Source organism: Mesorhizobium sp. M0522, from assembly GCF_040321085.1.
Lineage (GTDB): Bacteria > Pseudomonadota > Alphaproteobacteria > Rhizobiales > Rhizobiaceae > Mesorhizobium.
In genome coordinates this window covers 88,703-104,034 of record NZ_JAMYQW010000012.1, presented here as the reverse complement: position 1 = coordinate 104,034, position 15,332 = coordinate 88,703, and the positions used below count along the sequence as shown (strand labels likewise).

Sequence of the window (15,332 nt, the reverse complement as noted above, 5' to 3'; positions counted from 1 at the left end):
ACCGCACCATGGCCCCCGGCTGCGCCATCGGCCTCTACAGAACAACCGAATGCGATTTCCACACAAAGGCGAGCTCGGCACGCCGCGCTGAACTGAAATCCTGAATGGGCGGGGTACGATGGCAGAAACAGATCCGCTCCTGTTGCCGCAGCGCTGGCGGGAGCTCGACAAGCGCACCATCGAAATGGTGGCGCGCTGGAACGAGGAAGAGCGGGAGCGGATCATCCAGATCAGCCATCTGTCCAGGAAGCAGATGGACCGGCTCGACCAGTTTTTGAAGCTGCCGGACGACAAATGGGAGGCCGGCTTCCGGATCGTTACCCGCTCGGTGATCTTCAACAAGACGCTGCGCTCGGCGCCCAAATTCGTGCTTGGGCTTGCCGCCGTGTTGGTGGCGCTCAACCAGCTCTGGGCGCTGCTGGCGCCCTACCTGAGATCGCTCAAATGAGGGCCAGATGACGGTGCTGGAAAGAACGCGTGCCTTCGACTGGCGATCGGCGCTGGTCGCTTCGCCCTTTGCCGTGCTGCTGGCATGGCTGGTCACTATCCTGATCGACCGCGAGCCGCCGATCGTGTTCGAGACGGCGAGCGTGCTGACGCCTCGGGTGCCGCAGGGCGGCGTGCTCGATGTTCAGTACACGGTGATCCAGAACCGCATCTGCGCGGCGACCGTCGAGCGCTACGTCACCGATTCGGATGGCATCGTGCATGTGCCCTCGACCTACACCGTCGGCCGCCGGCCGCTGATCGACGGCTATCCGCCGGAGGGCCGCGAGACCTATCAGCGCTCGATCACCATCCCGCTGGCGACCGCGCTCGGCCGGGCGCATTACGAGGCGCGCTTCACCTACACCTGCAATGTCCTCCAGAAGCTCGCCTTCCCGATCGAGGTGACGGCGCCCACCGTCACTTTCGACATCGTGCCGGCACCGGCGACGCTGACGCCGCTGACCCCGGAAGCGCCTTAGCGATCCGCGCCCGGCGGCTCCGGGCAATCTCCCAAAGGAAAACACTTACATGACCACGACCATTAAGGTGAACACCAACGGCAACTACGTCTCGACCATCAAGATCAACGGCGTCGAGTCCGGCACGGTGGGTCCAGGCTTCCCGGCTGAAAAGTCGTTCGGCCTTCCGCACAACAACGGCGGCCCCTCGGTGTTCGAGGTGTTCGAGCGCCAGGCCACGCCCGAGGAGATCGAGGCTGCGAAGGCCGCCGCGACCAGCTGATCACCTTCCCGACGCCGGCATTATGATCGCCCGCCGTGCCGAAAGGTGCGGCGGACTTTTTGCGTTTGGCGGAGCGGGATTGACAACGTCGCCGGACCATGAACGGAATGAGAACATCCAAAGGGGTTCTCATGCATCTCGCCATCGATATTTCCGATATGCCGGCCGGCGACGCGGTCGACAGCTTCGTCGTCCTGGCGCCGTCCAGCGCTCGCTCCGACGCCGCCTTGCGTGAGGTCGAGGCCTTTCTGAAGGGCTGCTTCCCGGAATACGATTTTCTCGCCAATGGCGAGGCCACGCCGTTCGACGGCGATTACCAGGTGCTGCCGATCTGCGGCGTGGTCGGCGACGATCCGGACACACTGCGTGTGCTCGACTATCCCAAGCAATCGGTGATGATGGGCATTGCCGCGGCGCTCAAGGGTTTCAGGCCCGGCCGGCCGCCGGCGCTGAACTAGAATCACGTTCCGTTCACTCTGGCTAATATAAGCTTTGTACCTAGTATTGACTGGGTGCGTAATATTGTAAGTACCGGTCGCCTCGAGTTCATTCCGCCAATGGAGCCCAAGCTGGTCGCCAAGCCGCCCGAGGGCGAACACTGGATGCATGAGATCAAGCTCGACGGCTACCGCGCTCAAATCGTCATCAACAGTCCCGACGATATCCGGGTCTTCACCAAATCCGGCGCCGATTGGACCAGCAAGTTCACCGGACTTGTCGAAGCGGCGCGCGAGCTCGACGTCGAAAACGCCATCTTCGAGGGCGAGGCGGTGGTCACCAACAAGGCCGGGCTGCCCGACTTCGACGCACTGCAGAAAGCCGTCCACAGCGATCCCTACGCCATGATCCTCGGCGCCTTCGACATCATGCATCCCGACGGCCACGATCTGCGCGACATCGGCTGCAAGGCGCGCCGCGAGATCCTGTTCGGGATCATCAAGCCGAACAGCAGGATCCAGTTCAGCGAGACCATCCCTGGCGATCCCAAAGCGCTGTTCTATCTCGCGGATCAGTCCGGCCTGGAGGGGATCGTATCAAAGCGGGCCGACAGCAAATATCGCAGCGGCCCGACCAGCGACTGGCTGAAGACCAAGAGTTTCGTCGTCAACGAATATGAGCTGATGGGCGTTGAGAACGAGCCGGGTAACGCCGCCATGGCCCTTTTGGCGCAGCCTGGCACCGGGCAATATGTCGGGACAGCCTTTATCTCGCTCAGCCGAGAGCTGAAGAAGCGGCTGTGGCAGCGCGTCCAGGATCATGCCGCCCAGAAGCCCGAGGGCATTAGAAAACGACCTGCGACCAAGTGGGTGAAGCCGGGAGAGGTGAAGCTCCGTGTCAAGCACCTTCGTGGCGAGCACAAATATATACGCCACGGCTCGCTCCTGGGATTCGCCGACGAGGCATAGCCTATCGGGTTAGTCGCTCGATAGTTTCGATGATCGCCTTTGCCAGCGCCTCGCCCTCATGCACCGGCAGCGGTCCATAGAGCTGGTTGACCGCTTCCTCGCTCGGCAGCACGCCAGCCGGGCAGGTTAGCTCGATCGCCATGCGAACGAGCTGCAGGCCGGTTCTTTCGCCATAGATGTAGTTCTCATCCATCGACAGGATACTGGTGCGCGCCCGATGGTCGTCAAGACGGCTTGACCGGGAGCAGGAATTTGTTCTTATTCCGTTCTCATGGAAATCGAGACGTTGGGTGATGCCTGGAACCACGGCGTGAGGCTGACCGCGCGCTGCGTTTGGGGCAACCGGGAAGGCCTGAAGTCGATTCGCGAGTGCGGCAACCGCTACGAGCTGGACGTCTATACGATGCTGTGGACGCGCGGCCGGGACTTTCCGCTGGCCATGCTGTCCGGCCGGCTGCGCTGCCCGAAATGCGGTTCGCGCCGGGTCGCCGTCGGCATCACCATGCCGGGCAACGCTGGCACGGCCGCCGCGAGGATGGCGCGGTGACTGATCGACTGAAGGTGCGCCTGGCCTACCAGCGCGGCTTCCAGGTCGTCGACGGCAGCACGGTGCTGCAGACTTTCAAGGATCGCGACGACGCCTTCAAGTTCGTGCACGGGCGAGGCGCCCGCGTCTGGCTCGACTGGCTGCGGACGGTGATCGGCGCCCAGACGCCGCCTTTCGACTTCACTGCGATGTTTCAGCAGGATGCGGTCGGGCGGATATTCAAGACGGTACACGGCCCCGGCGCCGACACATGGTTCTGGACATGCTTTGAAGGCGGGGCGAGGGGAACCGTCGCCAGCAAGGATGAAGCAGTCGCCGGCGTCGAGCGCGCCTATACGCGCTATGTCGTCAAGGCGGACTGGCGCTAGTTAATCGCACCACGGGCGGCGCTTGCCGGTCCACGGCCGCGCCAGGCCTTCGCCGATCAGGATGTCGCCGACGTCATGCCCGTCGACGTCGATCGTCGCCAGCGTGCGCCCATAGCGGTCCGTCAGACGGCCGCTCTTCGGATCGCCAGGATGCACCGTCACCGGGCCGCTGTTCAGCAGTTCCACCAGCCGGCGCTTGGCCGCCATGCCTAGCCGCAACTCGGCGTCGCAGTGATAGCCATGGATCTCCGGCGCGTCGATATTGGCAACGCGGATGTGCGTTCCGTCGAGCACGATCGTGTCGCCGTCCAGCACGACAGGCCAGCCGGAGAGCAGCGCGACCAACAACAGTTTTTCCATTCAGAGTTCGATCCTTCTGTTGCATCGTTGTTAGCATGTTGTTGACGAGGGTGTGGCACTCTGCTGCAGAAAGCCCTGGTTGACCGTGGGATTTGACTCTGCCACACCCTCCGCTAATAGAATGAAACTGAACGGAACGAGGGCTCCGGGCGAGGCCTCCAATGCCCGAGCTCCCGCGCGTCAGCGCCAGGGGGCTTCAGTTCCGGTCGAAACAGCCGCGGCCTTTGCGCGGCAAGCGGATGGTTGGAACATGAGCGCTGATTTTGCCGAACGCCGGGTGAAGATGGTCGACGGCCAGATCCGCACCACCGACGTGACCAGCGCACCGTTGCTCGAAGCGATGCTTGTCGTGCCGCGCGAGGCCTTTGTCAGCGCCGGCCAGCGCGATCTTGCCTATATCGATGAGGACATCCGCATCGCCGACACGGCCGATGGCCCGCGCTATCTCATGGAGCCGTCGCCATTGGCCAAGCTGATGCAACTGGCCGATATCGGCCCAAGCGATTCGGTGCTCGATGTCGGCTGCGGCACCGGCTACTCGGCGGCGATCCTGTCGCGGCTGGCAAGCTCCGTGGTGGCGCTGGAAAGCGATGAGGCGCTGGCCGAGACCGCCACTTCGACGCTCACGGCGCTGGGCTGCGGCAATGTCACCGTGGTCCACGGGCCGCTGCCGCAAGGCCACGCAGATAAGGCGCCTTACGACGTCATCCTGATCGGCGGCAGCGTCGGGGAGGTGCCGGCGGCGCTGTTCGACCAGCTTGCCGAAGGCGGCCGACTCGTCGCCGTGGAGGGGCAGGGCAATTCGGGCGTAGCCCGGCTTTTTTTTAAGACTGGAGGGGTTGTAACGGGAAGACGCGCATTTAATGCGGCAATTAAGCCACTACCGGGATTCGAACGCATTCCCGCCTTCGAATTCTGAGTGATTTTGCCTTGCAGCGAAGGCGCTGTCATGATCGCTTGCGTTTGAACAATCGTTGCTGATCTGCATAACCGGGCGTTTCTGGGGGCTTTCAGCGGGGGAACGATAAAAAACGCGGCGCCGGCTGATCAGAAGGAGAAGCCAGCGTGGCGCAGTTCCCGTGCAAAACGAATGAGGGAATATAACGTGCCGTCTGTACGCAAGTTGCTTTTTACCGCTGTCCTCGTTTCGGCGACAGCGCTGTCTCCAATGGCCGCCTCGGCCGAAACCATTCTCGGGGCCCTTTCAAAAGCCTATCAGAACAATTCCTCGCTCAATTCGACACGCGCCGGCGTTCGCGTCACCGACGAGGGCGTTGCAATCGCAAAGTCCGGCTGGCGCCCGACCATCACCGGTTCCGCGGACATCGACTACACCAGCACCCATATCAATGGTACTAGTCGAACCGCGCGCATAACTACCGGCAACTTTGGCGTCCAGATCAATCAAACCCTGTTCGACGGCTTTCAGACCAGGAACAACGTCGCGGCCGCCGAAGCGCGGGTCAGCGCCTCGGTCGAGAGCCTGCGCAACACCGAAGAAAACACCCTTTTCAACGCGGCAAGCGCCTATATGGACGTCATCCGCGACCGCCAGATCGCGGTGCTGACCGAACAGAACCTGCAGTTCCTGACCGAGCAGGCGCGTGCGGCGCGTTCGCGCTTCGAGGTCGGCGAAGGTACCCGCACCGACGTCGCGCAAGCCGACGCGCAGCGTGCCTCCGCGGTGGCGCAGTTGAGCGCCGCCCGCGCGACGGCGCTGGCAAGCGCTGCGACCTATCGCCAGATCGTCGGCGACGAGCCGGGCAGGCTCAGGCCGGCTTCGCCGCTGTCGAAGCTGTTGCCGTCGAGCCTCGATGCAGCGATCGCGATCGCATCGGCCGAACATCCGGCCATCCTTGCCACCGAGCACCTGGTCGACGCGGCGGCGTTTTCGGTTAAATCGGCCGAAGGCGCGCTGCTGCCGCAGCTTTCGGCTAGCGCCGGCGTTTCCGGCGACTATCGCAACACGGTTCCGGGCGTCCTTGGGGCATCGCAGGATGGCACAAGGACGTCGGCGAACATCGGCGCGACACTGACCGTGCCGATCTATTCCGGCGGACGGACCTCGGCGACCGTGCGCCAGAACAAGGAATCGCTCAGCCAGGCGCGGATCGAAGTCGACGTGAGTCGCGACCAGGTGCGCCAGGCCGTTACCTCGGCATGGTCGCAATACACCGCCGCGCAGCAAAGCGTCACGGCCAACCGGCAGGTGGTCGCCGCCGCGCAGCTTGCCCTGAACGGCGTCATCGAAGAGCGCAATGTCGGCCAGCGCACCACGCTCGACGTGCTCAATGCGCAGGCGACCCTCATCACTGCCAAGATCAATCTTGTCAGCGCCGAACGCGACGTGGTGGTGGCGAGCTATGCCATCCTCTCGGCGGTTGGCCATTTGTCGGCAGACCGCCTTGCGCTCAATGTGACGAAGTACAGGCCCGAAGAGCATTACAACGCCGTCAAGGACAAGTGGATCGGCCTGCGCACGCCGGACGGCCGCTGATCGCCAAGCCATGTTTTCAGCCCGCGCTCGAACGACGCGCGGGCTTTCAACTCCCGACCCTAATCTGTTGAAATCCGAGATGTCGCCAGATTGGGGATTCTCGCAAGCCGTTCCGTCGGTTACGCTGTTGCCATGATTCGAATCCGGCATTGCCGGACAGGAAATCTGAGAACGAGTCACAAGGGCGGCGGATGTGACGATGGCGACGGCAAGCAGCGTACAGCGCGAACCTTCCATGGAAGAAATACTGGCTTCCATCAGAAGGATCATCGAGGACAGCGATACCGGCCGCAAGCAGCCGGGCGACGCGGACGAGCTGCGCCAGGATCTGCAACCGGCGCCGGCAGCCGGACGGGCAGCGGAGGGGGATGCGTTCCGCTCCGAACTGCGCGGCGGACTGGAGATCGCCAAGCCGGCCACGCGCGCCGAGGTGCAGCCAACGGCCGCGCCGGTCATTGAGCGCCTGGAAACGCCGCTGCGCGCCGGCCCGGTAAAGGCAGCGGTGACGCTGGCTGAGGTGAACGCCGCTCCCGAACCGCCCGCAAAGCCGGATCGGCCTGCGACAGCCAAGGCTGCCGAGACGACCGACACCATCATCGCCGATTGGCGGCGCGAGATCGCCGCGGTCGGCGACGCGATGGCCAAGCCGGAGCGCGCCGAGCCACTCCGGACGCCGGACGCCGAGCCGAAAGCCGAGGTTTTCGAGAACGAGGCGACTGCTGGACCTGTGCCGGAGGCTTCGGAAATTGGGCCGGAGCCTTCGGAAAGCGGCCCGGAACCTTCGAAAATCGGCCCGGAATCTTCTAAAATCGGATCGGCGCGTCCGGCGGCCAGCGAGGCGCCGCCCGCACGTCCGGCAATCCTTTCGGAGCATACGGGCCGGCAGGTTGCCGCCGCCTTTGGCGAGCTTTCCGACGCGTTTGCCAGCCGCAGCAAGAAGACTTTCGACGAGATGGCCGAGGAGATGCTGCGGCCCATGCTGCAGGACTGGCTGGACAACAACCTTCCGACGCTGGTCGAGCGGCTGGTGCGCGAGGAAATCGAGCGCGTCGCGCGCGGCGCGCAGTAGCAGCTTTCCGGCTTGCGGGCCTAGTTGCGCACAGCCGATGTCCTGAAACGGCCGAATAGCATTAAGCGTCCGCGCGAGGGCGAGTTGCGCGCCACGCATTTCGCCGGAGCAGCCCGCCTGCTATCGTCGATCGATGATCCGCAAACAGACCTAGAGCTATCGATTGCGATCTTGGGTGCCCATGCTTACCGACGAGGAGTATCGAGAGATCGTCGGAGACCCTGCGGCGCTTTACTTTCAAACCAAGAGATTCATTTCCAAGAATGGCTTCTGGAAGGAAATGAAACATCCGGCTGCCGATCGCTATCGCGAACGCACCGGGGTCACGCTTGGCCACACGTACTGGCTTCTGCACGTCCGCCGTTCCGACTATGGCCCCGATTGCCCGGCCTGCGGAAAACCATACCGCACGCCAAGGGCGAAATTCTGTGCCGAATGCGGGCATGGGCTTGCCGCCAAGTAAAGAACTCATCAGGGCAGCCAGGTGGAACAAACCCGCCGCCCTTGCGGTTGACTTGGCAACAACCTTCCGATTTACACCGGACCACAAATTCCGGACAGCGCGGACCGTTTTCCCATGCTCGAAAAGACCTACGACGCCAAAGCCGTCGAGCCGAAGATTGCCAGGATCTGGGAAGAGGCCGACGCGTTTCGGGCCGGTGCCGGGGCCGAGGAGGGGGCTGAAGCCTTCACCATCGTCATCCCGCCGCCGAATGTCACCGGCTCGCTGCATATGGGTCATGCGCTCAACAACACGCTGCAGGACATTCTGGTGCGCTTCGAGCGCATGCGCGGCAAGAACGTTCTTTGGCAACCAGGCATGGACCATGCCGGCATCGCCACGCAGATGGTGGTCGAGCGCCAGCTTATGGAAAAGCAGATCCACCGCCGCGACCTGACGCGAGATGAGTTCATCGACAAGGTGTGGGAGTGGAAGGCCGAGTCCGGCGGCGCCATCCTCAACCAGCTGAAGCGGCTCGGGGCCTCGGCCGACTGGAGCCGGGAGCACTTCACCATGGACGAGGGCTTGTCCAAGGCCGTGCTCGAAGTGTTCGTGACGCTCTACAAGGAAGGGCTGATCTACAAGGACAAGCGCCTTGTGAACTGGGACCCGAAGCTGTTGACCGCCATCTCCGATCTCGAGGTCGAGCAGCAGGAAGTCAACGGCAACCTCTGGCACTTCCGCTATCCGGTCGAAGGCATGACCTTCGATCCGGAAAATCCGAAGACCTTCATTACCGTTGCGACGACCCGCCCGGAGACGATGCTGGGCGATACGGCTGTCGCCGTCCACCCCGACGACGAACGTTTCCGGCATCTCGTCGGCAAGAACCTCATCCTGCCGATCGTCGGCCGCAGGATCCCGGTGGTGGCGGACGAGTATTCCGATCCCGAAAAAGGCAGTGGTGCGGTCAAGATCACGCCGGCGCATGACTTCAACGATTTCGAGGTCGGCAAGCGCCATCGGCTGCCGGCGGTCAACATCCTCACCGTCAATGCGGCGGTGAGCCTCAAGGACAATGAGGACTTTCTCGCCGGACTGGACGTGACGCCGGAGCGCCAGGCCGTCTGGGACGGCCTCGACGGCCTGGACCGTTTCGATGCGCGCAAGAAGATCGTCGAACTGATGCAGGCGGGCGGCTTTCTCGAAAAGGTCGAGCCGCATCGCCACGCCGTGCCGCATGGCGACCGCGGCGGCGTGCCGATCGAGCCGTTTCTGACCGACCAGTGGTATGTCAATGCGGCGGAACTGGCCAAGCCGGCGATCGCGTCGGTGCGCGAGGGCCGTACCAATTTCGTGCCCAAAAACTGGGAAAAGACCTATTTCGACTGGATGGAAAACATCCAGCCCTGGTGCATTTCGCGCCAGCTCTGGTGGGGTCACCAGATCCCTGCCTGGTACGGGCCGGACGGGCATGTCTTTGTCGAAAAGACCGAGGAAGAGGCGCTCGGTGCCGCCGTCGAATATTATCTGGCGCTGGAAGGGCCGTGGAAGGCCTGGGTCGAGGACAAGCTTGAGAATTTCCAGCCTGGCGAGATCCTGACCCGCGACGAGGACGTGCTCGACACATGGTTCTCGTCGGCGCTGTGGCCGTTCTCGACGCTTGGCTGGCCGGACCAGACGGGGGAGCTGAAGACCTATTACCCGACCGACGTGCTGGTGACCGGTTTCGACATCATCTTCTTCTGGGTCGCCCGCATGATGATGATGGGCCTGCATTTCATGGATCAGGAGCCGTTTCATACCGTCTATGTCCATGCGCTGGTTCGCGACAAGAACGGGCAGAAGATGTCGAAGTCGAAAGGCAACGTCATCGATCCGCTCGAGCTCATCGACGAATACGGCGCCGATGCGCTGCGCTTCACCTTGACTGTGATGGCAGCGCAAGGGCGCGACGTTAAGCTCGATCCGGCCCGCATTGCCGGTTATCGCAATTTCGGCACCAAGCTGTGGAACGCGACGCGCTTCGCCGAGATGAACGAAGTGGCGCGCGACGACGATTTCTGGCTGCAGGACGCCAAGCTGGCGGTCAACCGCTGGATCTTGACCGAGCTGACGCGAGCCGCGCGGGACATAACGGACGGTATCACCTCATACCGCTTCAACGAGGCGGCGGGTGCCGCCTACCGCTTCGTCTGGAACCAGTTCTGCGACTGGTACCTGGAACTGCTGAAGCCGGTGTTCATGGGCACCGACGAGGCCGCCAAGGCCGAGAGCAGGGCATGCGTTGCCTTCGTACTCGACGAGATCTACAAGCTGCTGCATCCGATGATGCCGTTCATGACCGAGGAACTGTGGGCCGAAACCGCCGGCGAGGGCAGGCAACGGCAATCGCTGCTTTGTCATGCGGCATGGCCGTCGCCCGACTTCGAGGACGAGGCGGCCGCCGCCGATATCAACTGGCTGGTCGACCTTGTCTCCGGCATCCGCTCGGTGCGTTCGGAGATGAACGTGCCGCCGGCGGCTATCGCACCGCTCGTGGTGATCGGCGCCAACGACGCGACACACGAAAGGCTCGAGCGTCAGGGCTCGGCTATCAAGCGTCTGGCGCGGGTCGGCGACATCTCGCTCGCCGAGGCGCCACCGAGGGGATCCGCCCAGATCGTGGTCAACGAGGCGACGATCTGCCTGCCGCTCGGCAGCCTGATCGACCTTGCCGCCGAGGCAGCGCGCCTGCACAAGGAGCTTGCGAAAGTGACCGAGGAAATAGCGCGGCTCTACAAGAAGCTGTCCAACGAGAAATTCGTCGCCAACGCGCCGGAAGAGGTGGTGGAGGCCGAGCGTGAAAAACTCGCCGAATATCGCGAGGCGCAAGAGAAGCTTTCGGTGGCATTGGCGCGGGTGCGCGATGCCGGTTGATCGAACAGATTGGGCCGGTTGATCGAACAGGTTGGGCCGGCTGATCAAACAAATTGGGCCTGCTGGCCGCAATAGATTCGCCGGTCACGAATCTGCCTTCCAGACAGGCCGCCTGCCACGAAAACAGGCATTCCGCAGCGTAAATCTTGAGGCAAACTGAATGTTTTTGCCCCATTGTTGCCGTAATGTAACAATGGCTGACTGGGCACGCAAAATGCCCTGTTTTGTAGTGATTTAGGGGTTTTTCCCGAGTTTTCTCGTCGATCTGTATTGTGGCGGCCATTTTCCCGCCTCGGTAAGAAGGCCGACACCTTGTCGGAAATGCGTTCAGCCAAGCTGTACATGTACGCACGGCGAATTCGTTGTTGCGCCGTTAACCTGAATTGGTTCTAGCTTGATGCAAGGACATTTCGGGGAGGAGATTCATGTGTTATTCGCGTCTGAAAGTGCTGCTGGGCGCGGGGGCTTTTTCGCTGGCTTTGGCTGGGGCGGTGCAAGCCGGGGGCTTTGACCGGGGCGGCGTCAATATCGACCAGCTGTTCGACGCGGCGCCATATTCGTTCGACGCAGGCGTCACCTATGTTTCGCCACAGCGCAAACTCAAGAATGTGCAGCGTCTCGATGGCTCAGGTTTGTCGACATCGGCGGTGGACGTTGGTGGCGATTATGCGGTGCCGCATGTCGGCATCAAGGCCAACATCTTTGAGCCCGTAGACTGTCTTGCCACCTATACGAGACCGTATGGTGCGGACGCGAATTTCGGCATGAACAACGCCTATTCGCCGACAGCGGTCAAATACGCCGTCGACACAGACGATTTCGGTCTCACCTGCTCCTATAAGGTGAACGTCGGCAAGGGCGCCATACGATTCATCGGCGGTGTCTCCTACCAGCAGGTAGACGCGTTTCTTTCCCGTCAGACACTGCTCGCCTTCGGCAATACCGGCCTCGGCGTCTTCAAGCTATCCGACGAGGCATGGGGTTGGCGTGCGGGCGCAGCCTATGAGATCCCCGAGATCGCTCTGCGCGCCAGCCTGATGTACTCTTCGAGCTACAAATATGACGGGCTGTCGGGAACCGTCGACACGACCGGCTTCAGGGGCGCCTTTCCAGCGGATCTGATTCCCGGCTCTACCGGCGTGTACCCAGTCTCGGCGTCGGCTGAGATACCTCAAGCTCTGGAATTCAAGCTGCAGAGCGGCATAGCTCCTGGCTGGCTGGCCTTTGGTTCCGTCCGCTGGCAGGAGTGGAGCAAGCTTGGCGTTATTGCCATCAATGGCGTGCGCAGTCCGGTAACCGGTTTGCCCTCGCCCGTTTCATTCGACCTGCTTTATCGCGACGGCTGGACGGTCACGGGCGGTATCGGGCACAAGTTCACCGATCAATTGTCGGGCGTAGTTTCGCTGACCTGGGATCGCGGCACCTCGACGACCTCCGGCTATCAGTCGGATACCTGGGCCGTTGCCAGCGGCGTCTCCTATTCGCCGAACGACCAGGTCGAGGTCAGGCTCGGCGGCTCGATCGGTGTGCTGACGAGCGGGTCATCGACTTTCAGCGGTGTCGGCGACGTGGCAAATGCCGTTACCTATACCTACGGCAACGACCTGCTTCTCGCCGGTTCGGCTTCCGTCAAGATCAAGTTCTAACTATTAAATTTTAAACGACAAAACGGCCGGGCACTGCCCGGCCGTTGGTTGGATGCGTGGCGTCCGGCATTCGGCCGGCGCAACAATTGTCCCCATGATGTTCGCTTCTGTAATTGTGACGTTTTGGCAACAGTTTCTGAACAACCCTCGCGTCGCCCGGCCGCCCGGGAACATTGCCTATTTCCCGCCATAAACCCGGCGCACCTCGAACCTGTCTCGGGACATGCGCCAAAAGGCTAGGCGAAGAGGCAGGCCGCACCGCCCGCGGCAAGGACGAGTATGGACGCCAGAGCGATCTCCAAGGCCAAGCTGCCGAGCCGCCACGTGACCGTTGGTCCCGAGCGGGCGCCGCATCGCTCCTACCTTTATGCTATGGGGCTGTCGGCGGCCGAGATCGCGCAGCCTCTGGTCGGTGTCGCCAGCTGCTGGAACGAGGCCGCGCCCTGCAACATCTCGCTGATGCGCCAGGCGCAAGTGGTCAAGAAGGGCGTGGCGGCCGCCAACGGCACGCCACGCGAATTCTGCACCATCACCGTCACCGACGGCATCGCCATGGGTCATCAGGGCATGAAGTCGTCGCTGGTGTCGCGCGAGGTCATCGCCGACTCGGTCGAGCTCACCATGCGCGGCCATTGCTACGATGCGCTGGTTGGATTGGCCGGTTGCGACAAGTCGCTGCCCGGCATGATGATGGCCATGGTGCGCCTCAACGTACCGTCGATCTTCATCTATGGCGGCTCGATACTGCCCGGCAGCTACCGTGGCCGGCAGATCACCGTGCAGGACGTGTTCGAGGCGGTCGGCCAGCATTCGGTCGGCACGATCGGCGACGCCGAGCTGCTCGAGATCGAGCAAGCCGCCTGTCCGTCGGCCGGCTCCTGCGGCGCCCAGTTCACCGCCAATACCATGGCCACCGTCGCTGAGGCGATCGGCCTGGCGCTGCCCTATTCCTGCGGCGCGCCGGCACCCTACGAGATGCGCGACCGCTTCAATTTCGCTTCCGGCGAAAAGATCATGGAGCTGATCGCAAGGAACATCCGCCCGCGCGACATCGTTACCATAGAAGCGTTGGAAAATGCCGCGACCGTGGTCTCGGCCACCGGCGGCTCGACCAACGCGGCGCTGCATCTGCCGGCGATCGCGCACGAGGCCGGGATAAAGTTCGATCTTTTCGACGTGGCCAAGATATTCGAGAAAACACCCTATATCGCCGACCTCAAGCCGGGCGGCAAATACGTCGCCAAGGACATGTTCGAGGCCGGCGGCATTCCGCTCTTGATGAAGACGCTGCTCGACCATGGCTATCTTCATGGCGATTGCCTGACGGTGACCGGCCGCACTTTGGCCGAAAATATGGAACATGTTTCCTGGAATGACAGCCAGGATGTGGTCCGTCCCGCCAACAGGCCGATTACCCAGACCGGCGGGGTCGTGGGCTTGAAGGGTAACCTTGCCCCCGAAGGCGCGATCGTGAAGGTCGCTGGTATGGCGGAGCTGAAATTCTCGGGTCCGGCGCGCTGCTTCGATTCGGAAGAGGAATGTTTCGAAGCGGTTACGCACCGTAACTATAGCGAAGGCGAGGTTCTCGTCATCCGTTACGAGGGTCCGCGCGGCGGCCCGGGCATGCGCGAAATGCTGTCGACGACGGCGGCTCTCTACGGCCAGGGCATGGGCGGCAAGGTGGCGCTCATCACCGACGGGCGTTTTTCGGGCGCAACGCGCGGTTTCTGCATCGGCCATGTCGGGCCGGAAGCGGCAGTGGGCGGCCCGATCGGGCTGCTGAAAGACGGCGACTTGATCTCGATCGACGCGGTGAACGGCACGATCGAGGTTGCATTGTCCAAAGCCGAACTGGCGGCGAGGGCAAAAGCATGGAAGGCGCGCACGACCGACTATCAGTCGGGCGCGATCTGGAAATACGCACAGACGGTCGGATCTGCCCGCGACGGCGCGGTCACCCATCCCGGCGGTGCCAAAGAAACACACTGCTATGCGGACATCTGAGTTGTTGAGGTCGTCTGTCCTTTCGGCACTGGTTGCGCTCGCCACGTTTGGCGCGACCTTGGGCGCCGTCGGCCAGGCCATGGCCTTCGACGACAAGGTGTTCGACGACAAGACCGGCGTGAAGCCGCAGTCGAGCCCTTGGGCGGTGTTCCAGTTCGGCTTTTCCGCCTACAAGAACGGCCATAAGGAGCAGGCCGCGGAAGCGTATAAATATGCCGCGGAGAACGGCCAGATCGGCGCCACCTGGAAGCTTGCGCGCATGTATGCCGAAGGCGATGGCGTGGCGCGAGACGACTACGCGGCATTCAAGTTCTTCAGCGAGATCGTCGACCAGGATGTCGAGCCCGGTTCGCCCGAGGAAAGCTATGTTTCGGACGCGCTGGTGGCGCTTGGCGACTATCTGAGGAAGGGCATTCCCGGCAGCCCCGTCGAGGAGAACGAGGTGGCGGCCCAGGAATATTACATGCGTGCCGCTGCCAACTACCGCAATCCGAACGCCCAGTTCGAGATGGGCCAGATGTTCCTCAAGGGTGAGGGCGGCGTCAAGGCCAGCGTCAAGCAGGCCGGACGCTGGTTCCAGCTGGCGGCCGAAAAGGGCCATGCGGGCGCGCAGGCGACGCTCGGCAACCTGCTCTTCCAAAGCGGCAAGGTCGTGCGGGGGCTGGCGATGATGACCGCGGCGCTCGAACGGGCCTCACCGGCCGACCAGCCATGGATCCGCGGCATGCAGGAAGAAGCGTTTGCGGCCGCCGGCGAAGCCGACCGCCGCACCGCGATCTCGCTGGCCGACGACATCCTCACCAAGGGTGGCGGCGACCAATAGGTCGGCAGAATTTCCGTTTTT

At 62.7% G+C, this 15,332-nt stretch carries 18 protein-coding genes; 15 read left to right on the top strand and 3 right to left on the bottom strand.

Translation table 11 applies throughout. From position 1 onward, the window contains the following. Positions 1–118 precede the first annotated feature (118 nt). From NKI58_RS15770 to NKI58_RS15750, 5 genes are all read left to right on the top strand, one after another. Entirely contained in the window at positions 119–448 is a 330-nt protein-coding gene (locus NKI58_RS15770) for a hypothetical protein (RefSeq protein ID WP_352853455.1), read from the top strand. A gap of 7 nt (positions 449–455) precedes the next feature. After that, positions 456–968 (top strand): hypothetical protein, encoded by a 513-nt coding sequence (locus NKI58_RS15765; RefSeq protein ID WP_352853453.1) that lies wholly within the window; start codon positions 456–458, stop codon positions 966–968. A 49-nt stretch (positions 969–1,017) separates the two neighbouring features. Then, complete coding sequence (locus NKI58_RS15760; protein ID WP_352704871.1) at positions 1,018–1,230, top strand: hypothetical protein; 213 nt, start codon at positions 1,018–1,020, stop codon at positions 1,228–1,230. 107 nt (positions 1,231–1,337) lie between these two features. Continuing rightward, positions 1,338–1,688 carry a hypothetical protein gene (locus NKI58_RS15755; RefSeq protein ID WP_352853452.1) on the top strand — a complete coding sequence of 117 codons (351 nt, stop codon included), beginning with the start codon at positions 1,338–1,340 and terminating at the stop codon, positions 1,686–1,688. A gap of 99 nt (positions 1,689–1,787) precedes the next feature. Beyond that, positions 1,788–2,636, top strand: coding sequence for an ATP-dependent DNA ligase (locus NKI58_RS15750; protein ID WP_352853451.1), 849 nt, complete (start codon positions 1,788–1,790; stop codon positions 2,634–2,636). A 1-nt stretch (position 2,637) separates the two neighbouring features. On the opposite strand, the gene NKI58_RS15745 is transcribed toward NKI58_RS15750, so the two are convergent. Next, complete coding sequence (locus tag NKI58_RS15745) at positions 2,638–2,829, bottom strand: hypothetical protein (RefSeq protein WP_352853450.1); 192 nt, start codon at positions 2,827–2,829, stop codon at positions 2,638–2,640. A gap of 78 nt (positions 2,830–2,907) precedes the next feature. Here NKI58_RS15745 and NKI58_RS15740 point away from each other — a divergent pair, with 78 nt between their 5' ends. Then, positions 2,908–3,183, top strand: a complete 276-nt coding sequence (locus NKI58_RS15740; RefSeq protein WP_352853449.1) for a hypothetical protein — start codon at positions 2,908–2,910, stop codon at positions 3,181–3,183. Beyond that, complete coding sequence (locus NKI58_RS15735; protein ID WP_352853447.1) at positions 3,180–3,551, top strand: hypothetical protein; 372 nt, start codon at positions 3,180–3,182, stop codon at positions 3,549–3,551. Before NKI58_RS15740 ends, NKI58_RS15735 begins: the two co-directional genes overlap by 4 nt. Here NKI58_RS15735 and NKI58_RS15730 read toward each other — a convergent pair whose 3' ends face one another. Beyond that, positions 3,552–3,911, bottom strand: coding sequence for a thermonuclease family protein (locus NKI58_RS15730; protein ID WP_352853446.1), 360 nt, complete (start codon positions 3,909–3,911; stop codon positions 3,552–3,554). Between the two features lie 250 nt (positions 3,912–4,161). Between NKI58_RS15730 and NKI58_RS15725 the strand changes: the two genes are divergently transcribed. From NKI58_RS15725 to NKI58_RS15705, 5 genes are all read left to right on the top strand, one after another. Continuing rightward, positions 4,162–4,830, top strand: a complete 669-nt coding sequence (locus NKI58_RS15725) for a protein-L-isoaspartate O-methyltransferase family protein (protein WP_352454512.1) — start codon at positions 4,162–4,164, stop codon at positions 4,828–4,830. Positions 4,831–5,016: 186 nt separating this feature from the next. Continuing rightward, complete coding sequence (locus tag NKI58_RS15720) at positions 5,017–6,408, top strand: TolC family outer membrane protein (protein WP_023676398.1); 1,392 nt, start codon at positions 5,017–5,019, stop codon at positions 6,406–6,408. Between the two features lie 199 nt (positions 6,409–6,607). Beyond that, positions 6,608–7,477 carry a DUF2497 domain-containing protein gene (locus tag NKI58_RS15715; RefSeq protein ID WP_352853445.1) on the top strand — a complete coding sequence of 290 codons (870 nt, stop codon included), beginning with the start codon at positions 6,608–6,610 and terminating at the stop codon, positions 7,475–7,477. Positions 7,478–7,757: 280 nt separating this feature from the next. Beyond that, entirely contained in the window at positions 7,758–7,940 is a 183-nt protein-coding gene (locus NKI58_RS15710; RefSeq protein ID WP_352826714.1) for a hypothetical protein, read from the top strand. 114 nt (positions 7,941–8,054) lie between these two features. After that, entirely contained in the window at positions 8,055–10,838 is a 2,784-nt protein-coding gene (locus tag NKI58_RS15705) for a valine--tRNA ligase (protein ID WP_352786473.1), read from the top strand. Positions 10,839–10,882: 44 nt separating this feature from the next. Here the strand turns inward: NKI58_RS15705 and NKI58_RS15700 are convergent, their stop codons facing one another. Next, positions 10,883–11,173 (bottom strand): hypothetical protein, encoded by a 291-nt coding sequence (locus tag NKI58_RS15700; protein WP_352786474.1) that lies wholly within the window; start codon positions 11,171–11,173, stop codon positions 10,883–10,885. Positions 11,174–11,263: 90 nt separating this feature from the next. Here NKI58_RS15700 and NKI58_RS15695 point away from each other — a divergent pair, with 90 nt between their 5' ends. From NKI58_RS15695 to NKI58_RS15685, 3 genes are all read left to right on the top strand, one after another. After that, the gene (locus tag NKI58_RS15695; protein WP_352824411.1) at positions 11,264–12,484 is read left to right on the top strand and encodes an OmpP1/FadL family transporter; all 1,221 of its coding nucleotides are present in this window, start codon (positions 11,264–11,266) and stop codon (positions 12,482–12,484) included. Positions 12,485–12,763: 279 nt separating this feature from the next. Further along, on the top strand, positions 12,764–14,488 hold the full coding sequence (gene ilvD, locus NKI58_RS15690) for a dihydroxy-acid dehydratase (protein ID WP_352786476.1): 1,725 nt from the start codon (positions 12,764–12,766) through the stop codon (positions 14,486–14,488). Further along, entirely contained in the window at positions 14,475–15,311 is an 837-nt protein-coding gene (locus NKI58_RS15685; RefSeq protein WP_352786477.1) for a tetratricopeptide repeat protein, read from the top strand. Before ilvD ends, NKI58_RS15685 begins: the two co-directional genes overlap by 14 nt. Positions 15,312–15,332 lie beyond the last annotated feature (21 nt).